The sequence below is a fragment of the Micrococcus sp. genome, assembly GCF_030523875.1.
Lineage (GTDB): Bacteria > Actinomycetota > Actinomycetes > Actinomycetales > Micrococcaceae > Micrococcus.
Window position 1 is genome coordinate 44498 of record NZ_JAUNHR010000001.1, and the last position, 25041, is coordinate 69538.

Annotated in this window: 23 protein-coding genes and 1 pseudogene; 12 read left to right on the top strand and 12 right to left on the bottom strand. The window is 71.9% G+C overall.

The genetic code is table 11. The features are described from left to right. Window positions 1–97: 97 nt before the first annotated feature. The 3 genes from Q4D18_RS00215 (at window position 98) to Q4D18_RS00225 (ending at window position 5060) form a co-directional block, all read left to right on the top strand. Window positions 98–3118, top strand: coding sequence for an RNA helicase (locus tag Q4D18_RS00215; protein WP_303124644.1), 3021 nt, complete (start codon window positions 98–100; stop codon window positions 3116–3118). A 25-nt stretch (window positions 3119–3143) separates the two neighbouring features. Further along, the gene (locus Q4D18_RS00220; RefSeq protein ID WP_303124646.1) at window positions 3144–4232 is read left to right on the top strand and encodes a hypothetical protein; all 1089 of its coding nucleotides are present in this window, start codon (window positions 3144–3146) and stop codon (window positions 4230–4232) included. Between the two features lie 96 nt (window positions 4233–4328). Then, window positions 4329–5060 carry a polyprenol monophosphomannose synthase gene (locus Q4D18_RS00225; RefSeq protein WP_303124648.1) on the top strand — a complete coding sequence of 244 codons (732 nt, stop codon included), beginning with the start codon at window positions 4329–4331 and terminating at the stop codon, window positions 5058–5060. 199 nt (window positions 5061–5259) lie between these two features. Here Q4D18_RS00225 and Q4D18_RS00230 read toward each other — a convergent pair whose 3' ends face one another. The 3 genes from Q4D18_RS00230 to Q4D18_RS00240 all read right to left on the bottom strand — a co-directional run bounded on the left by Q4D18_RS00230 (window position 5260) and on the right by Q4D18_RS00240 (window position 7377). After that, the gene (locus Q4D18_RS00230; RefSeq protein ID WP_303124650.1) at window positions 5260–5601 is read right to left on the bottom strand and encodes an RNA polymerase-binding protein RbpA; all 342 of its coding nucleotides are present in this window, start codon (window positions 5599–5601) and stop codon (window positions 5260–5262) included. A 98-nt stretch (window positions 5602–5699) separates the two neighbouring features. Beyond that, window positions 5700–6863 carry an SPFH domain-containing protein gene (locus tag Q4D18_RS00235; RefSeq protein ID WP_303124652.1) on the bottom strand — a complete coding sequence of 388 codons (1164 nt, stop codon included), beginning with the start codon at window positions 6861–6863 and terminating at the stop codon, window positions 5700–5702. Window positions 6864–6900: 37 nt separating this feature from the next. Next, window positions 6901–7377: an NfeD family protein gene (locus tag Q4D18_RS00240; RefSeq protein WP_303124654.1), complete on the bottom strand. Its 477-nt coding sequence runs from the start codon at window positions 7375–7377 to the stop codon at window positions 6901–6903. Between the two features lie 209 nt (window positions 7378–7586). On the opposite strand from Q4D18_RS00240, the gene Q4D18_RS00245 reads away from it, so the two are divergent. From Q4D18_RS00245 to Q4D18_RS00255, 3 genes are all read left to right on the top strand, one after another. After that, the gene (locus tag Q4D18_RS00245) at window positions 7587–9689 is read left to right on the top strand and encodes an FAD-dependent oxidoreductase (RefSeq protein WP_303124656.1); all 2103 of its coding nucleotides are present in this window, start codon (window positions 7587–7589) and stop codon (window positions 9687–9689) included. A gap of 51 nt (window positions 9690–9740) precedes the next feature. Further along, window positions 9741–10286, top strand: a complete 546-nt coding sequence (locus Q4D18_RS00250; RefSeq protein ID WP_303124657.1) for a hypothetical protein — start codon at window positions 9741–9743, stop codon at window positions 10284–10286. A gap of 465 nt (window positions 10287–10751) precedes the next feature. Next, window positions 10752–12368 carry an FMN-binding glutamate synthase family protein gene (locus tag Q4D18_RS00255; RefSeq protein ID WP_303124661.1) on the top strand — a complete coding sequence of 539 codons (1617 nt, stop codon included), beginning with the start codon at window positions 10752–10754 and terminating at the stop codon, window positions 12366–12368. Window positions 12369–12401: 33 nt separating this feature from the next. On the opposite strand, the gene Q4D18_RS00260 is transcribed toward Q4D18_RS00255, so the two are convergent. Continuing rightward, complete coding sequence (locus tag Q4D18_RS00260) at window positions 12402–12953, bottom strand: winged helix-turn-helix domain-containing protein (protein WP_303124663.1); 552 nt, start codon at window positions 12951–12953, stop codon at window positions 12402–12404. A 178-nt stretch (window positions 12954–13131) separates the two neighbouring features. Between Q4D18_RS00260 and Q4D18_RS00265 the strand changes: the two genes are divergently transcribed. Beyond that, window positions 13132–13575 carry a DUF3054 domain-containing protein gene (locus Q4D18_RS00265; RefSeq protein WP_303124665.1) on the top strand — a complete coding sequence of 148 codons (444 nt, stop codon included), beginning with the start codon at window positions 13132–13134 and terminating at the stop codon, window positions 13573–13575. A 25-nt stretch (window positions 13576–13600) separates the two neighbouring features. Next, window positions 13601–13882 (top strand): Lrp/AsnC family transcriptional regulator, encoded by a 282-nt coding sequence (locus Q4D18_RS00270; RefSeq protein WP_303124668.1) that lies wholly within the window; start codon window positions 13601–13603, stop codon window positions 13880–13882. Between the two features lie 81 nt (window positions 13883–13963). Here Q4D18_RS00270 and trpD read toward each other — a convergent pair whose 3' ends face one another. Further along, window positions 13964–15022, bottom strand: coding sequence for an anthranilate phosphoribosyltransferase (trpD, locus tag Q4D18_RS00275; protein WP_303124669.1), 1059 nt, complete (start codon window positions 15020–15022; stop codon window positions 13964–13966). A gap of 261 nt (window positions 15023–15283) precedes the next feature. Here trpD and Q4D18_RS00280 point away from each other — a divergent pair, with 261 nt between their 5' ends. From Q4D18_RS00280 to Q4D18_RS00295, 4 genes are all read left to right on the top strand, one after another. Further along, window positions 15284–15844 carry a heme-copper oxidase subunit III gene (locus Q4D18_RS00280; RefSeq protein WP_368389622.1) on the top strand — a complete coding sequence of 187 codons (561 nt, stop codon included), beginning with the start codon at window positions 15284–15286 and terminating at the stop codon, window positions 15842–15844. An 87-nt stretch (window positions 15845–15931) separates the two neighbouring features. Continuing rightward, a complete protein-coding gene (locus Q4D18_RS00285; protein WP_303124670.1) occupies window positions 15932–16738 on the top strand; it encodes a c-type cytochrome in 807 nt (268 codons plus the stop codon). A 69-nt stretch (window positions 16739–16807) separates the two neighbouring features. Continuing rightward, on the top strand, window positions 16808–17884 hold the full coding sequence (locus Q4D18_RS00290) for a ubiquinol-cytochrome c reductase iron-sulfur subunit (RefSeq protein WP_303124671.1): 1077 nt from the start codon (window positions 16808–16810) through the stop codon (window positions 17882–17884). 4 nt (window positions 17885–17888) lie between these two features. Next, the gene (locus Q4D18_RS00295; protein WP_303124672.1) at window positions 17889–19589 is read left to right on the top strand and encodes a cytochrome bc complex cytochrome b subunit; all 1701 of its coding nucleotides are present in this window, start codon (window positions 17889–17891) and stop codon (window positions 19587–19589) included. A gap of 103 nt (window positions 19590–19692) precedes the next feature. Here Q4D18_RS00295 and Q4D18_RS11900 read toward each other — a convergent pair whose 3' ends face one another. From Q4D18_RS11900 to coxB, 7 genes and pseudogenes are all read right to left on the bottom strand, one after another. Further along, window positions 19693–20394: an integrase core domain-containing protein gene (locus Q4D18_RS11900; protein WP_368389623.1), complete on the bottom strand. Its 702-nt coding sequence runs from the start codon at window positions 20392–20394 to the stop codon at window positions 19693–19695. Continuing rightward, window positions 20319–20822 carry an IS3 family transposase gene (locus Q4D18_RS00300; RefSeq protein WP_303124674.1) on the bottom strand — a complete coding sequence of 168 codons (504 nt, stop codon included), beginning with the start codon at window positions 20820–20822 and terminating at the stop codon, window positions 20319–20321. Before Q4D18_RS00300 ends, Q4D18_RS11900 begins: the two co-directional genes overlap by 76 nt. A gap of 6 nt (window positions 20823–20828) precedes the next feature. After that, window positions 20829–20957: a hypothetical protein gene (locus Q4D18_RS00305; RefSeq protein ID WP_303124677.1), complete on the bottom strand. Its 129-nt coding sequence runs from the start codon at window positions 20955–20957 to the stop codon at window positions 20829–20831. A gap of 15 nt (window positions 20958–20972) precedes the next feature. After that, window positions 20973–21113: pseudogene (locus tag Q4D18_RS11905) on the bottom strand (transposase); the annotation flags it as partial. Between the two features lie 630 nt (window positions 21114–21743). Further along, complete coding sequence (locus tag Q4D18_RS00310; RefSeq protein ID WP_303124679.1) at window positions 21744–22145, bottom strand: cytochrome c oxidase subunit 4; 402 nt, start codon at window positions 22143–22145, stop codon at window positions 21744–21746. Further along, window positions 22142–23851, bottom strand: a complete 1710-nt coding sequence (gene ctaD / locus Q4D18_RS00315; protein WP_303124681.1) for a cytochrome c oxidase subunit I — start codon at window positions 23849–23851, stop codon at window positions 22142–22144. The genes Q4D18_RS00310 and ctaD overlap by 4 nt, the downstream gene beginning before the upstream one ends. Continuing rightward, entirely contained in the window at window positions 23851–24696 is an 846-nt protein-coding gene (coxB, locus tag Q4D18_RS00320) for a cytochrome c oxidase subunit II (protein WP_303124711.1), read from the bottom strand. Before coxB ends, ctaD begins: the two co-directional genes overlap by 1 nt. Window positions 24697–25041: the final 345 nt, after the last annotated feature.

Here is a 25041-nt window from a genome sequence, read left to right on the forward strand (position 1 = left end):
CGGCCGACGACGCCTCCCGCGCCCCGCTCCGTTCGCCCGGAGCGGGGCGCGGCGCGTTCGGGCCCCGTCCCGTCCGCCGCGCCCGTACGCTGGGGACATGGCCCCGCACCCCTCGACCGACACCCCCGCCGGCCCTCCCGAGGAGCCGCGCCTGAGCCCCGCCGAGCGCTACGCGCAGGCCCGCCGCGAGCGCCACCACGCCGGCTCCGAGCTGGCCGCGTTCGCCGCGCGCCTCGACTTCCCGCTGGACGACTTCCAGCGCGAGGCCTGCCGGGAGGTCGAGGACGGCCACGGCGTCCTGGTGGCCGCCCCCACCGGGGCGGGCAAGACGGTGGTAGGGGAGTTCGCCGTCCACCTCGCCCTGGCGCGCGGCCGCAAGGCCTTCTACACGACGCCCATCAAGGCGCTCTCGAACCAGAAGTTCCTGGACCTCGGCCGGGTGCACGGCGTCGAGAACGTGGGCCTGCTCACGGGCGACACGTCCGTCAACGCGGACGCCCCCGTGGTGGTGATGACCACCGAGGTGCTGCGCAACATGCTCTACGCGGACTCCGAAGCCCTCACGGACCTGGGGTACGTGGTCATGGACGAGGTGCACTACCTCGCCGACCGCTTCCGCGGCCCGGTGTGGGAGGAGGTCATCATCCACCTGCCCGAGCACGTGCAGCTGATCTCCCTGTCCGCCACCGTGTCCAACGCCGAGGAGTTCGGCTCGTGGCTGGACACCGTGCGCGGGGCCACCACCGTGGTGGTCTCGGAGCACCGCCCGGTGCCCCTGTGGCAGCACGTCATGGCCGGCGGACGCCTCTACGACCTCTTCGCCGAGGACGTCGCCTTCGAGGACACCGCCGACGCCGACGGCACGCCCCTGCTCAACCCCGAGCTGGAGCGCCTCGCCCGGGACGCTGAGCGCGGCGGGCAGCGCCCGGACTGGGGCCGGCCCGCCCGAGGCCGTCGGGACGACGGCGGACGCGGCGGCCCCCGAGGCCGTGGCGGGCGCCACGGCGGCCGGGACAGGGGGCGGGGCGGACGTGGCGGCAGGGGCGCCGACCGCTCCTCGGGGTGGGACCGGGACCGCGGCACGAGCGCCGCGGTGGGCTCCTCCGGCGGCGGACGGGACCACCGGGACGGGCGTGGCCCGGGCCTGATAACCTCGCGCCCGGACATGATCCGGGCCCTTGACCGCGAGGGCCTGCTGCCGGGCATCACCTTCATCTTCTCCCGGGCCGGCTGCGACGGAGCCGTCGAGCAGTGCCTGCGGGCGGGCCTGGACCTCACCACCGCCCAGGAGAAGGCCCGGATCGCCGCCCGCGTGGACGAGGCGGCCCGCCTGCTGCCGCCCGAGGACCTGGACGTGCTCGGCTTCTGGGCGTGGCGGGACGGACTGTCCCGGGGCTTCGCGGCCCACCACGCGGGCATGCTGCCGCCGTTCAAGGAGGCCGTGGAGGACCTGTTCGCGGCCGGGGCGCTCAAGGTCGTGTTCGCCACAGAGACCCTCGCGCTGGGCGTGAACATGCCGGCCCGGTCCGTGGTGCTCGAGAAGCTCGTGAAGTTCAACGGCGAGTCCCACGTGGACGTGACGCCGGGGGAGTACACCCAGCTCACCGGACGCGCCGGCCGCCGCGGCATCGACGTCGAGGGCCACGCCGTGGTCATGTGGCGCCCGGGTCTGGACCCGGCGGCCGTGGCGGGCCTGGCCTCGCGCCGCACGTATCCGCTGAAGTCCTCGTTCCGGCCCACCTACAACATGTCCGTGAACCTGCTGGCCCAGGTGGGCGCCGAGCGCGCCCGGGGGATCCTCGAGTCCTCCTTCGCGCAGTTCCAGGCGGACCGCTCGGTGGTGGGCCTGGCCCGGGAGGTGCGGGCCAAGCAGGGCACGCTGGAGAAGTACGAGGCCGCCATGGCGTGCGAGCGCGGCGACTTCGCCGAGTACCTCGCCCTGCGCAAGGAGGTCGCCTCGGCCGAGAAGTCCGGCTCGCAGGGGCGCCGCCGCGCGCACGTGGCCGCGGTGAAGGAGTCCCTCGCGGACCTCGCCGTGGGGGACGTGATCGAGCTCGACGCCGGCCGCCGCCTCGGCCGCGCCGTCGTCGTGATGCCCGCCGGGAACCCGCAGAACCCGCGCGTCGGCGTCGTGACGGACTCAGCCCAGCTGCGCCGCATCACCCTCGACGACGTCGCCGCGCCCGTCGAGCCGGTGGCCGGGGCGGACCTGGGCCAGACCGTCCAGGTCAAGACCCCGTCCCAGCGCAAGGACGTGGCCGCGCGCATGCGCGAGGCCGTGCGCACCCACCGCCCGCCCACCGGCGGGACGCGGCGGGGGACCGGCTTCCGCCTGCGGGAGGAGGCCGACTCCCCGCGTCTGGAGGAGCTGCGCCGCCGTCTCCAGGCGCACCCCTGCCACGCGTGCCCGGACCGCGAGGACCACGCCCGCTGGGGCGAGCGCTGGTGGGGCATGCGCCGCGAGGTGGGCCTGCTGCGCGAGCGAATCGCCGGACGGACCAACACCATCGCGCGCACGTTCGACCGCGTGGTGGACCTGCTGGACCGGTACGGCTACGTCGGACCGGACCCGGACGCGCCCGCCCGGGCGCTCTCGGAGCGCGGCCAGACCCTGCGCCGCGTGTACGGCGAGCGGGACCTGCTGACCTCGCTGGTGCTGCACGACCCCGCCACCGCGCACCTGGGCCCCGAGGACTGGGCGTGCGTGGCCGCCCTGCTGGTGTACCAGGGCAAGGGGGAGTCCCAGGGGCTGCCGGTGGCCATGCCCAACGCCCGGCTGCAGCGGGTCGCCGAGGCCGTGGAGGAGCTGGAGGAGCGGCTGCGCGCGGACGAGGCGGCCGCGCGGATCGAGCCCACCCCGCCCACCGACCTCGGTCTCGTGGGGCCGGTGCACCGCTGGGTCCGCGGCGGGACCCTGCGCGAGACGCTGCAGGGCGCCGAGCTGGCCGCCGGCGACTTCGTGCGGTGGGCGCGCCAGGTGATCGACGTGCTGGACCAGATCGCCCAGGTGCCCGGAGATGCGCACCGCTCGCGCAGCTGCCGGCGCGCCGCCGGGCTCGTGGCCCGCGGCGTGGTGGCCACCTCCCTGCCCGGTGCCGCGGCCGACCCGGAGGAGTGAGGCCCGCGGCGGCTAGGGTGGAGCGGTGACCAGCACCCTCCTGCACAGCGCCGTCGTCCACTCCGCCACCGACCCCTACGCCACCGCCCTGCTCGTGGCGGACGGGGTCGTCGCCTGGCTCGGGGAGGACGCCTCGGCGGACCGGGTGGCCGACGACGCCGTCCCCCGCCAGGACCTCGAGGGGGCCGTGGTGGCGCCCGCGTTCGTGGAGCCGTGCGCCCGTCCCGCCGAGGCGCGCGCCGCCGTCGGGCGGGGGACGGCCGTGGTGACCGTCCTCGCCGAGCCGGGCCGCTCGACGGCGGAGACTCGGACGGAGGGCCCCGCCGCCCCCGTGCAGACCGTGGTGTACCGCGCCGCCGAGACCGTGGACCCGGACGCCGCCGGCGTGTGGCTCACGGCCGGGGAGACCGACCGGGCCGCCCTCGCCGGACTGGTGGCCGCCTCCACCCGGGTGGGGGAGCAGGTGTACCTCGTCCCGCCCGCCGAGGCCGACGCGGCCGCCCTGACCGCCGCCCAGGAGGACGCCCTGGCCGCCCTGCGCGCCGCCGCCGACGAGCTGGGCGTCGCCGCCCTCGGCCGCGTCCGCCACCGCCTGGCGCTCACCGGGCCGATCACCGCCGAGGACCGGGCGTTCCTGGCCTCCGCCGCCGTGTCCGTGACGGTGGCCCCGGACGCGGACGGCGTCCTGCGGGCCCCGCTGGGCACCCTGCTGGCGGACGCCGTGCCCGTGTGCCTGAGGACCCGCGGCGGGGACAGCCCGTGGGCCGCGGTCCGAGCGGCCCTGTCCCATCCGGACGAGCAGGAGCGCATCTCGGCCCGCTCGGCGTTCACCGCCGCCACCCGCACCCCGCTGCGCGCCCTGCCGGACGTGCCCACCGCCGCGGTCCAGGCCGCCCCGCGCCTGGCCGTCTCCAGCCCGGCGACGTTCGCCGTGTGGCGCACGGACGCCGTCGCGGTGCAGTCCCCGGACGGACGCGTGGCGGCGTGGAGCACGGATACCCGTGCCGGCACCCCGCTGCTGCCCTCCCTGGACGACCAGACCCCGCTGCCGGAGTGGCTGGCCACGTGGGTGGACGGCGAACCGCTGGAGGCCGACGGCCCGACCTCCGCCTGACCCCGAGTCCCCGCCGGACTTCCTATACTCGAACGGATGCCAGGGCCCCGCACCGTGCTGAGGGCCGCCCCGACCCCCGGAAGGCGAGACCACCGCATGCGCGTGCTCACCATCATCCCCACCTACAACGAGATCGAGTCCCTGCCGCTCACCCTGGGCCGCCTCCGCGACGCCGTGCCGGACTCCGACGTGCTCGTGGTGGACGACGCCTCCCCGGACGGCACCGGCGCGTGGGCGGACGAGCGCGCCGCGCAGGACCCGAGCGTGCACGTGCTGCACCGCTCGGAGAAGAACGGCCTCGGCGGGGCGTACATCGCCGGCTTCCGCTGGGGCCTGGAGCGCGGCTACGAGGTGCTCGTGGAGATGGACGCGGACGGCTCCCACCAGCCCGAGCAACTGCCCCGCCTCCTGGAGGCCGTGCGCACCGCCGACCTCGTGATCGGCTCGCGCCGCGTGCCCGGCGGCAAGATGGTCAACTGGCCGGCCTCCCGCAAGCTGATCTCCGCGGCCGGCTCCCTGTACCCGCGGATCATGCTCGGCCTGAAGCTGACGGACATCACCGCCGGCTACCGCGCGTACCGCGCGGAGACCCTGCGGAAGATCGACCTCGACGCCGTGCAGTCCAAGGGCTACGGCTTCCAGGTGGACATGACCTTCCGGGTGGCCCGCCTCGGCCTGCGCATCGTCGAGGTGCCGATCACCTTCGTGGAGCGCGAGCTGGGGGAGTCCAAGATGAGCGGCGGCATCATCGGCGAGGCCGTCGTCAACGTGACCAAGTGGGGCGCGAAGGCCCGCTGGGAGACCCTGACCGGCCGCTCCGGCCGCTGACGCCGGACGCGGCGGCGCGGACGACGACGGGGGCCCACCAGGGTGGTCGGGCCCCCGCGGGGGGGGGGGGGGGCGGGGGGGCCCCGGCCGCGGACGCGGGACGCGGGGGGGGGCAGGCCGCCGGGGCCCCACCTGCTGCCAGGGGCCCCGGCGTCGTGGGCGGGGGGCGGGGAGGCCGCCGCCGGTCATGCGGTGATGCTCAGGCGTCCTCGCCGCGGGAGGCGCGCAGCTTCTTCAGCTGGATCTGGAAGGTCTCCTCGAGGTCCTCCATGGAGCGGCGCTCCAGCAGCATGTCCCAGTGGGTGCGCACCGGCTTGCCCTCGTTCTCCTCCGGCTTCTCGCCGTCCACGCGGAGGGCCTCCTTGCCGGTCTTGGAGGTCCACGTCGCCGGGACGTCCGCCTCGACGGCGAAGGTCACGAACACCTGCTCGCCGTCCTCCGTGCGGTACTCGACCCGCTGGCGGGGCGCCGGCTCGACGCCGGCCTCGGACTCCAGGGACTGCGCCCCCAGGCGCATGCCGCGCAGGCTGCGATCGCTCATCTGACCTCCTCGTCGGGCCGCGGCGCCGGGGTCCCGTGCGGGACGCTTCCGGGCCGCCGCGGCGGCTCACTTCTTCCTCGGTGCAACCACCGATCCTCTCATGCCATTCCCGGGCCCCGGCGGCGCTCGGGGTCGACGGCGGGCAGGGGGTCCTCGAGGCCCGCCGGCGTGGCCAGGGCCTCGTCCAGCGTGGTGTCGTGCAGGGCCTCCGGGACGGCGGTCCCCGCGGTCAGCGCCTCCGGCACCCCGGCGGCGCGCAGGGCCTCGGCAGTGGTGGGCCGGCCCTCCCGCGGGCCGCGGGTCCGCTCGGTGCCGCGCGGAGAGGAGCCGCGCCCACCGCGACGGGCCGGGCGGGCGCCGTCGTCGTCCGCGTCCTCCGAGGAGGACCCGGCGTCCCGGCCGGGGCCGAACGCGTCCCCGAGGCCCTCGAGGGCGCGGGTGAGCTCGGCCGGGACCACGAACATCGTGTTGGAGGTGCCCTCGGCGATCCGGGGCAGCTGCTGCAGGTACTGGTAGGCCAGGACCTCGGAGTCGGCCTCGCCCTCGTGGATCGCGTCGAACACCACCTGGATCGCCTCGGCCTCGGCGTTGGCGCGGAGCACGCGGGCCTGGGCGTCGCCCTCGGCGGCGAGGATCTGCGCCTGGCGCTCGCCCTCGGCGGTGAGGATCGCGGCCTGCTTGGTGCCCTCGGCGGTGAGGATCGCGGCGCGACGGTCGCGCTCGGCGCGCATCTGCTTCTCCATGGAGTCCTGGATGGACATGGGCGGGTCGATCGCCTTGAGCTCCACGCGCGAGACGCGCAGGCCCCAGCGGGTGGTGGCGTCGTCGAGGACGCCGCGCAGCTGGGAGTTGATCGAGTCGCGGGAGGTCAGCGCCTCCTCGAGGTTCATGCCGCCCACCACGTTGCGCAGGGTGGTGGTGGTCAGCTGCTCCACGGCCTGGATGTAGTTGGCGATCTCGTAGGTGGCGGCCTTGGCGTCCGTCACCTGGAAGTAGACCACCGTGTCGATCGAGACAACGAGGTTGTCCTCGGTGATCACCGGCTGCGGCGGGAAGGAGACCACCTGCTCGCGCATGTCCACCTGGGGGAGCATGCGGTCGATGAACGGGATGATCAGGGTCAGCCCGGCGCCCGCGGTGCGCTGGTACTTGCCCAGGCGCTCGATGTTCGCGGTCCGGGCCTGGGGGATGATCTTGACGGACGAGGCCAGCACGACGATGACCAGGACGGCCAGCACCGCCAGCACGATGAGTGTCTCCATGGGGTTCCCTTCGATGGGTTGGTCGGGGACGGACGGGTCAGGGACGCGGGGCGTCCCAGTCGATGACGGGAGCCGCGCGGACCACCAGGTGGGCGCCGGCGACCTCGAGGACGGTGACCTCCTGGCCAGGGGCGGCGGGGCGCGCGCCGGGCTCGATGCGGGCGGACCAGGTCTCGCCGTCCACGGTGAGCACGCCGGAGTCCTCGGTGACGGGGGAGTCGGCGGTGAGGCGGCGGCCCACGAGGCCGTCCAGGTAGGAGGCGGAGGCGCCGGTGTCCTTGCGCAGGTGGCGCAGGGCCACGGGGCGGACGGCGGCGAGCATGAGCAGGCTCGCGGCGGCGAACACCGCCACCTGCACGCCGACCCCCGCACCCGCGAGCGCGGCCGCCCCGGCCGCGGCGGCGCCGGCGGCGAGCATCACGAGGACGAGGTCCAGGGTCAGCAGCTCCACGCCGGCCAGCACGACGGCGGCCGCGAACCACAGCCATCCCGCGTTCGCCTCGAACCACTCCACGCGATCGACCTCCCCGTCCGTCCGGGCACTGCGGGCCGGCCGCCCGCGACACTGCCGCCGGGCCCGGTCCCTGCGCGTCGCCCGTGGGCGGACCCGGTCGGACCCGTGCCCCCATCCTGCCCCACGGGGGCCGCGGGCGCACCCGTGGGCGGTCTTCCGGTGGAGGGACGGGGGACGGGCGGCGCGTCGACGGCGCTAATGTGACGTGCATGACATCACCGACCGAGACCGCGTCCCCCCTCCTGCAGCCGATCACGGTGCGGGGGAGGACCCTGCCCAACCGCGTGGTGATGGCCTCGATGCACCTGGGCCTCGAGGACCGCGTGGAGGACCTGGGCGCCCTCGCCGCCTTCTATGCGGAGCGGGCCGCCGGCGGCGTGGGGCTGATCGTCACCGGCGGCCTCGGCGTCACGCCGGAGGGCACCGTGTCCCCGGGGGCGGGGCTGCTCGCCACCGCGGCCGACGCCCGCGCGCACCGGGCCGTCACGGACGCGGTCCACGCCGCCGGCGGCCGGATCCTGGCGCAGCTGCTGCACACGGGCCGCTACGCCCGCGGGGCGGACCTGGTGTCCGCCTCGGCCACCCGCGCGCCGATCTCGCGCCACACCGCGCACGAGCTCACAGCGGCGCAGATCGAGGAGCTCGTGGCCGCCTACGCACGGTCCGCCGCCCTGGCCCGGGAGGCCGGCTACGACGGGGTCGAGGTCATGGCCTCGGAGGGGTACCTGCTGAACCAGTTCCTCGCGCCGGCCACGAACCACCGCACGGACGCGTACGGCGGGGACGCCGCCGGACGCCGCCGGTTCCCCGTGGCGGTCGTCGCGGCCGTGCGCGAGGCGCTGGGGGAGGACGGGCTGCTCTCCGTGCGCACCTCCCTGACGGACCTCGTCGCGGACGGCCAGGACGGCGAGGAGGTCCTCGCCGCGGCCGCCGCCTTCGAGGCCGCCGGTGCGGACCTGCTGATGACGGGCATCGGCTGGCACGAGGCGCGCGTGCCCACGATCCTCACCTCCGTGCCTCGGGCCGCCTTCCTGCAGACCACGGCCCGAGTGCGCGCTGCGGTCGGGATCCCCGTGATCGCCGCCAACCGCCTGACCACCCCGGCCGACGCGGAGGAGGCGCTGACCAGCGGGGCCGCCGACCTCGTGGGCCTGGCCCGCCCGCTGCTGGCCGACCCGGAGTGGGTGCGGACCATCGGGCGGCCCGGCGCCGAGCACCTCACCCCGTGCATCGCCTGCAACCAGGCGTGCCTGGACCACGTCATGGTCGGCCGGCCGGTGAGCTGCCTGATGAACCCGCGCGCCGGTCGGGAGACCGACCCGCGCTACGCCCGCCCTGTCCCGGTGCCGCTGGAGCGGCGTCGTCGCATCGCCGTCGTGGGCGCCGGTCCGGCGGGGCTGACCGCGGCGCACCGGGCCGCCCGGTTCGGCCATGAGGTGACCCTGTTCGAGGCCGCCGAGGAGATCGGCGGGCAGTTCCGCCTGGCCCGTCGCATCCCGGGCAAGGAGGAGTTCGAGCCGGCCCTGGAGCACCTGCGCGCCCGCGCGCTCGCCGCCGGCGTGGAGCTGCGCACCGGCGCGGCGATATCGGCCGGCACGCTGCTCACGGCCGACGGCGCCCCGGTCTTCGACGAGATCTTCGTGGCCACGGGCGTGCGTCCGCGGCCGGTGGAGCTGCCGGGTGCGGCGGAGCCCGGTGTCCCGGCCGTGCACGCGTACGACGACGTCGTCTCCGGGCGCGTGGTGTGCGGTCCCCGGGTGGCCGTGATCGGGGCCGGCGGTGTGGGCGTGGACGTGGCCCAGCTGCTGGCCGCGCCCGAGGGGGAGCGACCGGGGGAGCCGGAGACGGTCGGGCACTGGCGCGCCCGCTGGGGCGTCACCGACGACCCGTCCGTGCGCGGCGGCCTGACCGCCCGCACACCGCGCACGCCGGCCCGGTCCGTGGTGCTGCTGCAGCGCTCGCCCGAGCCGATCGGCGCCCGGCTGCGGCCGACGTCGGGCTGGGTGCACCGTGCGGAGCTGGCCGCCCTGGACGTGGAGCGGGTCAGCGGGGCGACGTACGAGCGGCTCTCCGGGGACGGGCTCCACATCACCGTCTCCGGGGACGACCCCGAGACGCGCGCGTCACGGGTGCTGGACGTGACCGACGTGGTGGTGTGCGCCGGCCAGGAGCCGGTGGCGGAGCTGGCCCAGGAGCTCGTGGCCGCCGGGTACCCGGCGGAGGCGGTCCGGGTGATCGGCGGCGCGGCCGAGGCCCGGGAGCTGGACGCGTACCGGGCCATGGACGACGCCGTGCGGGCCGTGTCCGGCTGAGGGACGGCTCGTCCTGGTGCCGGCCCGCTCCCCAGGGCTAGCGTTCCCGGCATGGCTCTCATCTACACCGCACAGCTGGACCCGGACAAGAACGAGTGGATCCGCCTCGCCCTGGTGGGCCGCGGCGAGCCGGCGGACGTCGCCTTCGAGAAGGTCGGCTCCTACCGGTTCGACGACCCCGAGGGGGAGATCGGCGTCGAGGTGATGATCGTGCGCGTGGGGGAGCGCCTGGTGCAGATCCCCTTCTCCTATCGCTCCGCCGAGCCGGCCGAGGGTCAGGTGGTGACCACCGCCGAGCACTCCGTCCTCGGGCGGCGCTGGATCGTCGACGCCGCCACGGACCCGCAGGCGCGGGACATCCTGCGCCGCGGCGTGGCCGGGGAGCTGCCCCAGGCGGTCCTGGAGATGCATGACGAGTCCGGTTCGTACCTCGAGACCCGCCAGCCGGACGTGACCCTCACGGTCGTCGGCGAGGGATCCGGGGGAGAGCTCGACCTGACCACCGAGCTCGATCCGCGCGCCACGGTCGACGGCGTCCGGGCCCTGGTGGCCGACGGACGGGACTTCAGTGCCCTGCCCGTCGCACGCCTGATCTGACCCGCGCGCGGACGTCGGCGACCACGGCGCTGACCGAGTGCTGTGGAGACACATACCATTCACAGGTTACTGGTGGCGGCGAAGGAGGCGCATGTGCGTGCGACGGCGGCGCCGAGTCCGGGCGACAGCACACCGGAGGTGCCTGAGCGTCTCTGGTCGTCCGGGGGATCCGGAGGCTGGTGCGGGCGTGGCTCCAGGATGAGACGCACCCGGCGGCCACGGGCTGAGCGGCTGCACGAGCTGGTCGGCGGCCCGCGGCCGAGTGCTCGGCCGACCACGCACCGGACGGTGCGCAGGGATCAACCGTGGGATGTGGGGTGAACGTCCGGATCGGCATCTCCGCGCCGATCCCGGAACCGCCGATAATATACATTATGTCAGGTCAGCCGTGGAACGGCTCCCCTGGGGGCGCGTCCCCGCGCGTCGTGACTGGCCGAGCGCCCGGACGTGGCGCACAGTGGTCCCATGAACCCGAAGACCCTCGCCGCCGCGGCGGCCTCCGCCCTCGCCGCCGGTGTCACCGGCGTCGCCGTCACCGACGTCGTGCAGAAGAGGCACGCCCTGCGCCGCAACTTCCCGGTGCTCGCCCGAGCCCGGTACGCCCTCGAGCGCATCGGCCCCGAGCTGCGCCAGTACATCGTGGCCAGCAACGACGAGGAGCGCCCGTTCAGCCGCGACCAGCGCAGCTGGGTGTACTCGTCCGCCAAGGGCGCCAACAACTACTTCGGCTTCGGCACGGACAACAACGTGGAGAACACCACGTACCCGGTGGTCAAGCACCGCACGTTCTCCGATGTCGCGCCGCTGTCCGCGCTGGCGCTGGACCCGTCCGAGACCCTACCCAGCGCCAAGGTCCTCGGTGGACCCCGGGGTCGCCGCCATGCGTTCCGTCCGACGTCCGTGGTCAACGTCTCGGCCATGTCCTTCGGCTCGCTCAGCCAGCAGGCCATCAAGGCCATCAACCAGGGCGCCGCCCAGGCCGGCTTCATGCACAACACCGGCGAGGGCGGCCTGTCCGACCACCACCGCCAGGGCGGCGACCTCATGCTCCAGATCGGCACCGGCTACTTCGGCTGCCGCGACGAGCAGGGCAACTTCGACCTCGAGCGCCTGGCCGCCGTCGTCGAGTCCGCCCCCGTGCGGGCCATCGAGATCAAGCTGAGCCAGGGCGCCAAGCCTGGCCTGGGCGGTCACCTGCCCGGCGCCAAGGTCACCGCCGAGATCGCCCGCATCCGCGGCGTCGAGGAGGGCAAGGACGTGGCCAGCCCCTCCCGGCACTCGGCGTTCTCCTCCGTGGACGAGATGCTCGACTTCGTCGAGATGATCGCGGACCGCACCGGCCTGCCGGTGGGCATCAAGTCCGCCGTCGGCGAGCTGGACTTCTGGGTGGAGCTGGCCGAGCTGATGGCGGACGGCACGCGCGGCGTCGACTTCATCACGATCGACGGCGGCGAGGGCGGCACCGGCGCCGCTCCCCTGGTCTTCTCCGACAGCGTCGCGTTCCCGTTCCGGGTGGCGTTCACCGAGGTCTACTCGATCTTCGCGTCGCGCGGCCTCCAGGACCGTGTCACCTGGATCGGCGCCGGCAAGCTCGGCCTGCCGGACAACGCGATCGTCGCCTTCGCCCTCGGCGTGGACATGATCCACGTGGCGCGCGAGGCCATGCTCGCCATCGGCTGCATCCAGGCGCAGAAGTGCCAGACGGACAAGTGCCCGGCCGGCGTCGCCACGCAGAACCCCTGGCTCGCCCGCGGTCTCGTCCCCGAGGACAAGGCGCCGCGCCTGGCGCGCTACGTCCAGACCCTCCGCCGTGACCTCCTCAAGGTGTCCGAGGCGGCCGGAGTGCCGCATCCGGGCCTGCTCGGCCCCGACGACGTGGACTTCGTGGAGCACACCCGCAAGCACGTCTCTCTGCGCGAGGTGTACGGCTACGAGGAGGGCTGGGGCGTGCCCGGCCGCGAGATCGCCGACGAGATCACGCGGATCATGGTCCGCGCGGAGGCCGGCCGTCCGGCCGAGGACGAGGTGGTCCAGCACGAGCAGGTGCCTGAGGATGACACGGCTGACACGACCACCCAGTGACCGGTCGACAACGCCGACCGGGGCGCACGGGGGTCACTGCCCCGTGCGCTCCAGCCGTGCGAGGACCGGGAGCAGTCCGTCCAGGACGAGGCGGGTCTCGTTCCAGAACCCGTGGCGCAGGCGCGAATGCACCGCCTGCTGGCTGACTCCGAGCTCCGCGGCCACCTCCCGCTGGCTCAGCCCGGCGTCCACGAGGCGGCCTGCGGCCTGCTGGGGCACCGAGCGCCGGGCCTCGAGCACGGCCACCAGGTCCAGGGCGGCCTCCACCATCCGCAGATCCGCCGCCAGGTCGGGGTCCGCGGCGGCCCTCCCCTCCAGATCCGCCCCCAGCACGACGGCGGTGCGTCCGTTGCGACGGGCCGCCCGCGCCACGGCGGGCCCCGTCTCGCGGGGCGGCTCCGTGATGCCATCCGTGGGTGCGCCGACCGTGTCCGTCCGCCCGGCGATCACGAGGGCGCCGACCCATCGCCGGGACCGCACGGCGCTTAACAGCACCCCGACGGCATCCGCCCCGTCCGCCATGCCGCCGACGAGGACGCCTCCGCCGACGCCCTCGGCCGGGAGGGTCCGGAACGGGGCCGTCATGCTGCCCGTCGCTCCCCTGCAGTTCAGCGCCTCCTGCAGTCTGACGGACTCCCCCTCCGGCCCGCGCAGCGCGACGTGGAACACTGTCTCCTCCTGTGACAACGGTAGGACCTTGTCTCAGGGGTCCAGGGTAGACGATGCCCGGCCGCGCTGTGCGGTGATGCCCGAGAATTGCCCCATGGACACCGCCCGACCCATGCCTCACTCCTCCCGAGATCCCCACCCCGAGGACCGTCCGCGCGACGGCCGACCACCGGCCCACCCGTCGGCACGCCCCTGGCTCGCGCTCGCGGCGGACCTCGCGCTCGTCGTCGGGTTCGTGGCCGTCGGCCGACAGGAGCACAGCACCGCCGACGGTCTGATCGGCCTCCTCGTCACCGCCTCGCCCTTCCTCGTGGGTCTGCTCGCGGGCTCCCTGCTCACGCGCTTCCCCCGTTCCTGGGATCGGCTCTGGCCCCACGGGGTCGTCGTGTGGCTGACCGCCCTGGTCCTCGGGCTCGTCCTGCGGGTGTGGTGGGGCCTGGGCGGCGCGCCGCTGTCCTTCGCCCTGGTCGCGGCCGGTGCGCTCGCGGTGGTCCTCCTGGGCCGTCGGGCGGTCTCCCGGGTCATAGGATCGAGGTGACCCCGGCCCCGACGGAAGGAACCCCATGGTCACGGCCATCGTGATGATCAAGACGGACAAGTCCTCCATCCCGGAGACGGCGCAGACGTTGGCCGCGCTGGACGGGGTGAGCTCGGTGTACTCCGTCACCGGCGCGTGGGACCTCGTCGCCATGGTCCGCCTGAAGCGCTACGACGACCTCAGCGATGTCATCGCGGACCAGCTCTCCAAGGTCGAGGGGATCCAGGACACGGAGACGATGCTCGCGTTCCGCACGTACTCGTCCGAGGACCTCGGCGAGGGCTGGGCCCTGGGGTTCGACGGCTGACCGCCTGCCCTGACGCGACGACGGCCCCAGCCGAGGTCTGATCCTCGGCCGGGGCCGTCGTCGTGATGGTCCGTGCCGCGCTCAGCTGCGGCTGAAGCGGACCCAGCGGTCCAGGACGTCCGCGGCCGCGCCGGAGTCGATCGACTCGGCGGCGCGGTCCATGTTGCGGGCGAGGCGGTCCATCAGCGGCCCCTCGGCCTCGGTGTCCCACGCGGTCAGCCCCGCGGCCGCGTTGAGCAGCACGGCATCCCGCACCGGCCCCTTCTCCCCCGCCAGGAGCGCCCGGACGATCGTGGCGTTGTGCGCGCCGTCCCGGCCCGCGAGGGCCTCGACCGAGGCCAGCTCCACGCCGAGGTCGCGGGGGTCCAGCTCGTGGGCCGTGACCCCGCCGCGCACCTCCATGACGGTGGAGGGCCCGGACGTGGTGATCTTGTCCCGCCCGTCCGAGCCGCGGAACACGAACCCGCGGACGCCGCGGTCCGCCAGGACCTGGGCCAGGAGCGGCACCATCGCCGCACTCGAACAGCCCAGTGCCTGCGCGGAGGCCTGGGCCGGATTGCTCAGCGGACCCAGGAAGTTGAACACGGTGGGCACGCCCAGCTGCTTGCGCGCCGGTGCCACGTACTTCATGGACGGGTGGTAGTTCTGGGCGAACAGGAACGTGATGCCCACGGCCTCCGCGCACTCCTCCGCCTTGGCGGTGGGCATCGACAGGTCCACGCCGAGCGCCTCGATCACATCTGCGGCGCCCGCGGTCGAGGACGCTCCGCGGTTGCCGTGCTTGACCACGCGGGCGCCGGCGCCGGCGGCCACAAGCGAGGACATGGTGGACAGGTTCACGGTGCCCAACCGGTCGCCGCCGGTGCCCACGATGTCCAGCGTCTCCCCCTGCACATGCACGGGCCGGGCCTTGGCCACCATGGCGTCGGTGAGTCCGCGCAGCTCGGCGACGGTCTCGCCCTTCGCGGCCAGGGCCAGCAGGAACGCCCCCACCTGGGCCTCGGTGGCGTCCCCCGACATCATCTCCCCCATGGCCCAGGCGGCCGTGCGGTCGTCGAGATCCTCCCCCAGCGTCAGCCGGCGGAACACCTCGGGCCATGTGGCGTCAGGGATCTCTCGGTTCTCGTCTGCAGTGCTCACCCTTGGACCCTATCCCCGAGGAGCGGGACCGCAGGGCGTACGACGGGTGGGAGGCGAAGCTGGACGTGCGCTGGACATCCGCCCCGGGTTCTCCCCGAGATGGTCCGTCGGGGGCCTCGGACGTGGCGCGACACGATACGTTCTGGTTACCCCCTGGAACGTGTTTGTGGCCATAATGGCCGGGTGACCACTGCAACCTCCACTCTCCACACGCCCACCACGGGGCTCCCGAGCCGGCCGAACATGGTCCAGGTCGGGACCATGGTGTGGCTTGCCAGCGAGCTCATGTTCTTCGGTGGGCTCTTCGCCATGTACTTCACGCTGCGCTCCACCTCTCCGGAGCTGTGGGCGGAGAACACCGCGATCCTCAACGTGCCCCTCGCGGCCGTCAACACCGTGATCCTGGTCCTCTCCTCCTTCACCGCCCAGTTCGGCGTCCTCGCCGCCGAGCGCCTCCAGCCCCGCCGCACCGGCGGCCTCTTCTCGTTCAAGAGCTGGGGCATGGTGGAGTGGTTCATCCTCACCTTCATCATGGGATCCGTGTTCGTGGCCGTGCAGGCCTTCGAGTACGCCACCCTGGTGACCGAGGGCGTGACCATCGCCGCCAACGCCTACGGCTCGGCGTTCTACATCACCACCGGCTTCCACGCGATCCACGTGACGGGCGGTCTCATCGCGTTCCTCTTCATCATCGGACGCGCCTTCCTGGCCCGCCGCTTCGGCCATCACGAGGCCACGTCCGCGATCGTCGTGTCCTACTACTGGCACTTCGTGGACGTCGTCTGGATCGCCCTGTTCTTCATCGTCTACTTCCTCAAGTAAGACGCCCCCCCCACCGCACCGACCAGAGGTACGGGCACTGACGGGGCGCCATCGCCCCCGCCCGGAAGACACACGATAGGAAACCCCGTGAAGGCACTTTCGCAGAACCGACGCCATCCCCTGATGGGGCTGGCGCTCCTCCTGCTGGGACTCCTGGTGACCGGCGGACTGTACTCCGTCGCGAGCACTGTGAACCAGGCGCAGGCGGCCACGCAGGTCACCGCGGCCGCCTCGGCTGATGACATCTCCGAGGGCGAGAAGCTGTTCAACGCGAACTGTGCGTCCTGCCACGGGACGGGTGCCGCCGGCGGCCCGGCGGGCCCCTCCCTCGTGGGCGTGGGCGCCGCCTCCGTCGACTTCCAGGTGGGCACCGGCCGCATGCCGATGCAGATGAACGGCCCCCAGGCCCAGCGCAAGCCCAACCAGTTCTCCGAGGAGCAGACCGCGCAGCTCGCCGCCTACGTCGCCTCGCTCGGCGCCGGCCCCGGCGTGCCGGAGGACCAGTACCTGGACGTGCAGGCCGAGGGTGTGGACATCGCCAAGGGCGGCGACCTGTTCCGCATCAACTGCGCCATGTGCCACAACGCCGCCGCCGCCGGCGGTGCCCTGACCCGCGGCAAGTACGCCCCGAGCCTCCAGGACGTCTCCGAGAAGCACATCTACGAGGCCATGGAGACCGGCCCGCAGAACATGCCCGTCTTCTCGGACTCCAACCTCAAGCCGGAGGACAAGCGCGACATCATCGCCTACCTCAAGACCATCGAGAACAACGGCTCCCCCGGCGGCCTCGCGCTGGGCTCGCTCGGCCCCGTGGCCGAGGGCCTGTTCATCTGGACGGCCGGCCTCGCGCTGATCGTCGGGTTCATGGTCTGGCTCACCAGCCGCTCCTCCTGATCCCGCCGGCGCCCCGGGCGCCCCGCACACGTCACGACATTCATCACTCAAGCAAAGGAAACTGGTCATATGGGCGAGAAAGGCTACGAAGGGACCGAGGGACACTCGGGCGCCCTCGAGCACGCCGGGGGGGACACGCCTCGGTACGCCATCGAGAACCCGGGCCTTCCCCCGCACCGTCCGCGTCTCGCCGACGAGGACCCGCGGGCTGCCAAGCGCGCTGAACGCCAGGTCTCCGTCTTCTTCCTGATCTCCGTGATCGGCACGGTGCTGTTCTTCATCGGCTACTTCGGTGTCGGTCAGATCGGCAACGACGAGGACTTCGGCCTCCTGTTCCTGCAGAACCTGCTCCTGGGCCTCGGCGTCGCGCTGGCGATGCTCGGCATCGGCATCGGCGTGGTCCACTGGGCCAAGACGCTCATGCCCGACCACGAGACCATCGAGGAGCGCCACGAGATCCGCACGGAGGCTGACCGGGCCGCCGCGCAGGGCATGATCGCGGACATCCTCGACGAGTCGCAGATCAAGCGTCGGCCGCTTCTGCGCAACACCCTGATCGGTGCGGCCGTCCTGGCCCCGCTGCCGTTCATCTTCGCCTTCCGCGACCTGGACAACACGGACAACTTCTCCGACCAGGCTGCGCAGAACTTCGGCCCGGAGCGTCTCCGCCACACCATGTGGGACCAGGGCGTCCGCCTCGTGCGCGACCCCACCGGCTCCCCCATCAAGGCGTCCGACGTGACCCTGGGCTCCGCCATGCACGTGATCCCCGAGGGCCTCAACGACGTGGAGCATGGCAAGCTCAACGAGAAGGCCAAGGCCGTGGTCCTCGTCATGCGCCTCGACCCGGCCAAGGTGGACATCACCCCGGGCCGCGAGGACTGGAACGTGGACGGCATCTTCGCCTACTCCAAGGTGTGCACGCACGTGGGCTGCCCCATCGCGCTGTACGAGCAGCACACCCATCACCTGCTCTGCCCCTGCCACCAGTCGACCTTCGACCTGACGCAGGAGTGCAAGGTGATCTTCGGCCCGGCCAGCCACGCGCTGCCCCAGCTGCCGATCACCGTCGACGACGAGGGGTTCCTCGTCGCCCAGAGCGATTTCCATGAGCCCGTCGGGCCTGTCTACTGGGAGCGTGGCTGACCCCATGAGCACTGCAGCGAATCAGTTCCAGCCGGCCACCACGACAGGCCGTCTCGCGAACTTCATCGACACCCGCACCGGCGCCTCGCCGATCGTCAAGTTCTTCGCGCGGAAGATCTTCCCCGACCACTGGACGTTCATGTTCGGCGAGGTCGCCCTGTACAGCTTCATCATCCTGCTGCTGTCCGGTGCCTTCCTCACCTTCTTCTTCGATCCGTCGATGTCCCATGTCACGTACAACGGTGCCTACGCGCCGCTGCGCGGCATCGAGATGTCCGCGGCCTACGCCTCGTCGCTCGACATCTCGTTCGACATCCGCGGCGGTCTCTTCATGCGCCAGCTGCACCACTGGGCGGCGCTGATGTTCGTGATGGCGATGTCGGTGCACATGCTCCGCGTCTTCTTCACCGGTGCGTTCCGTCGCCCGCGTGAGCTCAACTGGGTCGTCGGCTGCTTCCTGCTGATGGCGGGCTGGGCGGCCGGCTTCACCGGCTACTCCCTCCCGGACGACGTGCTCTCCGGCAACGGCCTCCGCATCATCGACGGCATCCTCAAGGCCCTCCCCCTCGTGGGCTCCTACCTCTCCGCCTTCCTGTTCGGCGGTGAGTTCCCGGGCTACGCCGTGATCGGTCGTCTGTACGCCCTCCACATCATGATCGTGCCCGCCGCGATCCTGCTGCTGATCGGCATCCACCTGTTCATGGTGGTCGTGCACAAGCACACCCAGTACCCCGGCCCCGGTCGCACCGAGAACAACGTGGTCGGCTACCCGGTCGGTCCGGTGTACGCGGCCAAGGCCGGCGGCTTCTTCTTCATCGTGTTCGGCATCCTGGCCCTCATCGCCTCGACCGTGACCATCAACGCGATCTGGAACTACGGGCCGTACGATCCCTCTCCGGTCCAGGCCGGCACCCAGCCCGACTGGTACATCGGTGTGTTCGACGGCGCCCTGCGTCTCATGCCGGGCATGATCGGCGACTTCTCGTTCCTGTGGAACATCCCGATGCCGTGGGGCGCGAGCGTTTCGCTCCCCATGGGCGTGCTCATCCCGCTGATCCCGGTGGGCATCCTGATCATCAGCATGCTGGCCTGGCCCTGGATCGAGCGCTGGATCACCAAGGACGACCGCGAGCACCACATCCTGGACCGCCCGCGCAACGCCCCGACCCGCACCGGCATCGGTGTGGCCGCGGTGGTCTGGTACTCCGTCATGATGATGGCGGCGTCCTCCGACCTGATCGCCACGCACTTCCACGTGGCCTTCAACGACGTGCTGTACACGCTGCGGGCGCTGTTCTTCCTCGGCCCGGTGCTGGCGTTCATCATCACCCGGCGCATCTGCCTGTCCCTGCAGCGCCGCGACCGTGAGCTCGTCCTCCACGGCCACGAGGCGGGTGTCATCGAGATGTCCCCGGAGGGCGGCTTCCACGAGCGTCACCGTCAGCTCGACGACTTCGAGCTCTACCGCCTGGTGTCCTTCGACGACAACCGCCCGACCCCGGCGACCCCGGGTCGCAACGGCAAGGTGTCCGGTCTCGAAAAGGCCCGTGCGGGCCTGAACCGGATGTTCTTCGAGGAGCGGGTCTCCCCCGTCACCCGCGAGGAGCTCGTCGAGTCCCGCCTGCACGGCGGACACGGCGACCACCATGAGCCCGTCGGGGTCGGCCACCGCGACGGCGGCTCCAACCCGGAGATCGCCCGCTGATCTGAAGAGCGACTCCCCCACGAGGGCCCCCGGCATCCACGGATGCCGGGGGCCCTTCGGCATACGGCGGGCACGTCAACCACCTCCAGGCGCCGGCGCCCCGTCAACGGGCGCATTCGGGCGATCGTGAGCTGCCAGCGGTCAGCATCCTCTGGTCTACGAACCCGGTCCTGACGCCGGCCCGGGGCGGTACGAGGCTATCGGCGGGTGCACAGCCGCCGGTTCCCACGCGCTCGGACCTCCCCCGCCGTCTGGGGCCGTTCTGAGGTGACCCCCGCCAGCGGTCGGGCAGTCGGGGGGCGTCCCTCCCGCGGGGTTTGGAGTCCCCCGTGCCTCGTTCGACTCCGCGGTCCAGGCCTCGTCGGGCTGAGCGCCATGTCGCCTGGTGAGCGGCCCGCTGACCCGGACAGAACGCGTCGGCGCAGGGCGAAGGGCCTCTGTGGACCGGCGTCGTGCGCGGCCTGCGGGCCTCCTGCAGAGGCCCGGGGCGGTCGGTCCGGGGGCCGTCAGGGACGAGACTGCTTGAATGGGCCCGGGTTTGTTGCAGGCTCATCAGTGCCACCCCGGCAGGCGCCGGCACGGGGTGTTCATGATGGTGGACATCCTCGAACTCGACCGGAGGGACCAGCTGGATCTCGCCGTGCACGCGCCGGTGGTTGAACCAGCCGCTGTACCCCGCGACCGCGACCTCCAAGTCCTCGAGGGACTTGAATGGGCCCCTGTTCCGGATCAGCTCGGCCTTGAACAGCGAGTTGAACGCCTCAGCGAGGGCATTGTCATACGACTCCCCCGTCGAGCCGACCAGGCGACTGCGTCGGCCTCGGCCAGGTCCGGACGGAACGACGTCGACAGCTGCCACCCCAGGACCCGGCGGGAGAACACGTCGATGATGAACGCGGCATACACCCACCCGGCAAAGGCGCTGCAGTAGGTGATGTCGGCGACCCACAGCTGATTCGGGGCAGCTGCGGCGAATTCGCACTGCACCAGATCCTCGCGAGAATCCGCTCCCCGATCTGGCACCGTGGTGCGCGGGCCTTTCACCCGACTGATCCCGCGCTGGCCTGCGGCACGCATGAGCCGCTCGACCGTGCACCGGCCGACCTGGATGCCCTCCCGACGCAGTTGCGCGTGGACCTTCCGGGCCCCGTCGACCCCGTCGTTGGCCTCCTGCACCCGCCGGATCTCACCGAGCAGCTGCTCATCGGGGTCTGTCGTGAGTGTGGTTGACACGAGTTGTCAGGCGGCGGCAGCCGCCTGGAGTGATTGAACCATCTCGAACTCGACGGGGGTGAGCCTCCCGAGACGGGCCTGCCTGCGACGCCGGTTCAGCACGTTCTTCTGCAGCAGCGCGAAGAAGGATTCCATCGCCGCGTTCGCCCGCCGCAGCTCACGATTCTCCTTCTCCAACTCGGCTGGCCGGGAGGCTTCGCTGGCCGCGGTCCCGGGGCGGTGGCCTCTATCGACCTCGGCTTGGCGGACCCAGTTCCCCAGAGTCTTGGGGGTTGATCCCGAGCTGCTCACCGACTCGGCGGAATGCTCCTGACCTCGTGGCGGGGTCTTGACGGGCTCCGAGGCTCATCCTCGTGGCTTGTTCGAGGAGCTCGTCGGGGTACTTCCGTGGTGCTGGCATACTCTGCATCCCTCCGTTGGATCAGAGCCTCCACCAGGCCCGAGCCTGCCTCCGCCCACAGGTGGTCCGCTTACCCGTCCGGTCTCCTCGCTGGCGTGCAGGGAGAGCTCGACACCCATCTCCGGTGGAGCGCGGTGGGCATCCGCGTGTCAGCTCGATCGCGTGACCGTGGCCCGGTAGCCGGCGCCTCTCGCCCGTCGTCGAGGGGGCACTGCCCGCCGCTCCCTGGGGAGGTCATACGACCCGGTGGATCGCCCGGGAAGCCTCCCCCCGCGGTCTCAGGATCGACCGAGGCGAGCCAGACCCACCCCTGACGCGGCGGCTCCTCTGTGACACACCCGAAGAGTGCCTGGCGCCGGTCTGAGGCCCCACGTGGGGGTCAGCGGTCCTTCTCCTTCAGCTCCGCAGGGCGGCTCCCGTGCTCGTAGACCGACCGTGCTGTTCTCTGACGCACAGACGCCGACGCCCGGCTCCCCGTGGTGGGGAGCCGGGCGTCGGCGTCGCGGGTGATCCCGGAGGGATCAGTGCGCGTACTTGCCGCGCGAGAACTCGTACACCCAGCCGTAGGTGAAGTACACGCCGGCGAGGATCCCGAGGAGCAGGATCCACCAGTCGATGGCGAGCCCCGCGAAGATCAGGGCGCAGGCGACTGCGAGGCCGAGCGGCCACCAGCTCGACGGGGCGAAGACGCCGTAGGTGCCGGCGTAGTCGGTGATCTGGCCGTCCTCGTCGTCTGCCGGGCCGAGGCCGTGGCGCTTGTCCGAGGACTGCACGTACCAGGCGATCATCCAGGACATGGCCGCGAGGGCGTAGAGCGCGGGAATGCCCGCCCACTCGGTCCAGTCCACCCAGAAACCGTAGAGGGTCGCGGCGAAGACGAAGAACACGCCGATGACCCAGAAGATGTTCGCTGCGATCCTCACGGGGCCACCTTCTCTCCGAACGCCTCAGGCTCGGCCTGCGGCGAGTAGTGGGACAGCTCCGGGTGGTGCAGGTCGAGCGCGGGACGCTCGGACCGGATCCGCGGGAGCGAGTGGAAGTTGTGACGGGGGGGCGGGCACGAGGTGGCCCACTCGAGGGAGGAGCCGAAGCCCCACGGGTCGTCCACGGTGACCTTCTTGCCGTAGCGGCTCGTGATGTACACGTTCCAGAAGAACGGGATCAGCGAGGCGCCGAGGATGAAGGAGAAGACGGTGGAGAACGCGTTCATCATGGCGAAGTTGTCCTCGACCATGTAGTCCGCATAGCGACGGGGCATCCCCATGACACCCAGCCAGTGCTGGATGAGGAAGGTGCCGTGGAAGCCCACGAACAGCATCCAGAACTGGATCTTGCCGAGGCGCTCGTTCAGCATCTTGCCGGTGAACTTGGGCCACCAGAAGAAGAAGCCGGCGAACATCGCGAACACAACGGTGCCGAAGATGACGTAGTGGAAGTGCGCCACCACGAAGTAGGTGTCGGACACGTGGAAGTCCAGCGGCGGGGAGGCGAGGATGACGCCGGTCAGACCGCCGAACAGGAAGGTCACCATGAAGCCGAGGGTCCACAGCATGGGGTTCTCGAAGGTGATGGAGCCGCGCCACATGGTGCCGATCCAGTTCACAAACTTCACGCCGGTCGGGACCGCGATGAGCATGGTCATCACGGAGAAGAACGGCAGCAGCACGGAGCCGGTCACGTACATGTGGTGCGCCCACACGGTCACGGAGAGGGCGGCGATCGCCGTCGTCGCGAACACCAGGGACTTGTAGCCGAAGATCGGCTTGCGGGAGAACACCGGGATGATCTCCGAGACGATGCCGAAGAACGGCAGCGCGATCACGTACACCTCGGGGTGGCCGAAGAACCAGAACAGGTGCTGCCAGAGGACGGCACCGCCGTTCTCCGGGTTGAAGATGTGGCCGCCGAACCGCCGATCCATGCCCAGCGCGAAGAGCGCGGAGGCGAGCGGGGGGAACGCCATCAGGATCAGGATGCCCGTGATGAGCGTGTTCCAGGTGAAGATCGGCATGCGCCACATCGTCATGCCCGGAGCGCGCATCGTCAGGATGGTGGTGATGAAGTTGACACCGCCCATGATGGTGCCGAAGCCCTGCAGGGCCAGGCCGAACACCCAGAGGTCACCGCCCACGCCGGGCGAGTACGTGGTGTCGGACAGCGGCGCGTAGGCGAACCAGCCGAACGAGGCGGCACCCTGAGGCGTGAGGAAGCCGGCGCACGCGATGAGCGAGCCGAACAGGAAGAACCAGAAGGCCAGGGCGTTCAGGCGCGGGAAGGAGACGTCCGGAGCGCCGATCTGCAGCGGCACCAGCACGTTGGCGAAGCCCACGAAGAGCGGGGTCGCGAACATCAGCAGCATGATCGTGCCGTGCATCGTGAAGAGCTGGTTGTACTGCTCCTTCGTCTGCAGGATCTGCATGCCGGGCTCGAAGAGCTCCGCGCGGATCATGAGGGCCATGACGCCGCCCACGCAGAAGAAGAAGAAGGACACGATCAGGTACATGTACCCGAGGACCTTGTGGTCGGTCGTCGTCAGCCAGCTGACGGCGATCTTCCCCAGGGAACGGGGCACCACACGAGGCTGCGCCTGTGAGCGCACCTCATCCGTTGCGTACTCGTAAGTGGTCATCAGTGGCTACCTCCACCGCGCGGGGTCTGGAGGTCGACCTCCATCTGCGCGGCGCCGTCAGGGTTGTTGTTGGGGTTGCGGTTGTACTCGTCGCCCACCAGACCCGGCTCCATCTCGTCGAGGCGCTGCACGAACTCCGCCTGGTCCACGACCTCGACGTTGAACAGCATCTCCGAGTGGAACTCGCCGCAGAGCTCGGCGCACTTGCCGTCGAAGGAGCCCTGTTCCTGCGGGGTGAGGTACAGGTGGTTGGTCTTGCCGGGGAGCATGTCGCGCTTCTGGAGGAACTGCGGGATCCAGAAGGAGTGCGCGACGTCGCGGGACTTCAGCTCGAAGTGCACCGGCACGTCCTCGGGGAGGTACAGGGTGGGGAGGGTCTCCTGGACGCCCTCAGAGCCGTCGAGCTGGGCCTGGATGCCCTGGTAATGGGCCTCCTTCACCTCGCCGTTGGGCTGCTGGTAGGAGTAGGAGAAGTCCCAGGACCACTGCTTGCCGTGGACCTGCACGGTCAGCGGCGAGTCGTCCACGGGGGTGTCCACGGAGGTCTGCACGCGGTCGGTGAAGCCCCACAGGGTGAACACCATGAGGATCGGCAGGACCGTGAACATGGTCTCGATCGGCACGTTGTACGCCGTCTGCTTGGGGAACCCCTGGTCGTTCTTCCGACGGCGGTACGCCACCATGCACCAGATCATGGCCGCCCACGCGAGCAGGCCGACGGCCAGGGCCGCGATCCAGGAGTTGACCCACAGGTCGGTGAGCTGCGCGCTGTGATTGGTGGTCTCCCGGGTGCCGGGGAGCCAGCCACGCTCTGCCTCTGCCGAACAGCCGGACAGCACGACCATCGCCGTGGCCCCGAGGGCTCCGGCGGTGATCCGGCGGCGAGTCCGACGTCCGGCGTCATTCTGTGCTCTCACAGACGGCCTTCCTCTTCATCTCGTGTGCGAGTGGGCCCCTGTCCCCAGGATCCTGCGAGGTTTCGCAGGGTCCTGTCAGGAGGGACAGGTATGCCCTGATGATCCAGGAGTCAGTCTAAGCCGATCGCACCGGATTGGCCGCACCGTGACACGCTCGGCCGTGTCCCGGGCCGGCCGGGTGCTCCCCCGTGGGACGACGTCGGGCCCCCCCCCCCCCGGGTGGTGCGGCCCCACCGCGTGGGGGGGGGGGGGGCGGGGCCGGTGCCGCGGGCC

What these genes read in the sequence shown, in the direction of transcription:
- Q4D18_RS00305 (WP_303124677.1), bottom strand. Translation starts at nt 20,957, where the DNA reads ATGGAATCCTTCTTCGCGCTGCTGCAGAAGAACGTGCTGAACCGGCGT.
- Q4D18_RS00245 (WP_303124656.1), top strand. Translation starts at nt 7,587, where the DNA reads ATGACATCACCGACCGAGACCGCGTCCCCCCTCCTGCAGCCGATCACG.
- Q4D18_RS00235 (WP_303124652.1), bottom strand. Translation starts at nt 6,863, where the DNA reads ATGGAGACACTCATCGTGCTGGCGGTGCTGGCCGTCCTGGTCATCGTC.
- Q4D18_RS00290 (WP_303124671.1), top strand. Translation starts at nt 16,808, where the DNA reads ATGGGCGAGAAAGGCTACGAAGGGACCGAGGGACACTCGGGCGCCCTC.
- Q4D18_RS00250 (WP_303124657.1), top strand. Translation starts at nt 9,741, where the DNA reads ATGGCTCTCATCTACACCGCACAGCTGGACCCGGACAAGAACGAGTGG.
- Q4D18_RS00280 (WP_368389622.1), top strand. Translation starts at nt 15,284, where the DNA reads ATGGTGTGGCTTGCCAGCGAGCTCATGTTCTTCGGTGGGCTCTTCGCC.
- Q4D18_RS00270 (WP_303124668.1), top strand. Translation starts at nt 13,601, where the DNA reads ATGGTCACGGCCATCGTGATGATCAAGACGGACAAGTCCTCCATCCCG.
- Q4D18_RS00265 (WP_303124665.1), top strand. Translation starts at nt 13,132, where the DNA reads ATGGACACCGCCCGACCCATGCCTCACTCCTCCCGAGATCCCCACCCC.
- Q4D18_RS00225 (WP_303124648.1), top strand. Translation starts at nt 4,329, where the DNA reads ATGCGCGTGCTCACCATCATCCCCACCTACAACGAGATCGAGTCCCTG.
- Q4D18_RS00255 (WP_303124661.1), top strand. Translation starts at nt 10,752, where the DNA reads ATGAACCCGAAGACCCTCGCCGCCGCGGCGGCCTCCGCCCTCGCCGCC.
- coxB (WP_303124711.1), bottom strand. Translation starts at nt 24,696, where the DNA reads ATGGTCGTGCTGTCCGGCTGTTCGGCAGAGGCAGAGCGTGGCTGGCTC.
- ctaD (WP_303124681.1), bottom strand. Translation starts at nt 23,851, where the DNA reads ATGACCACTTACGAGTACGCAACGGATGAGGTGCGCTCACAGGCGCAG.
- Q4D18_RS00230 (WP_303124650.1), bottom strand. Translation starts at nt 5,601, where the DNA reads ATGAGCGATCGCAGCCTGCGCGGCATGCGCCTGGGGGCGCAGTCCCTG.
- Q4D18_RS00260 (WP_303124663.1), bottom strand. Translation starts at nt 12,953, where the DNA reads ATGACGGCCCCGTTCCGGACCCTCCCGGCCGAGGGCGTCGGCGGAGGC.
- Q4D18_RS00295 (WP_303124672.1), top strand. Translation starts at nt 17,889, where the DNA reads ATGAGCACTGCAGCGAATCAGTTCCAGCCGGCCACCACGACAGGCCGT.
- Q4D18_RS00215 (WP_303124644.1), top strand. Translation starts at nt 98, where the DNA reads ATGGCCCCGCACCCCTCGACCGACACCCCCGCCGGCCCTCCCGAGGAG.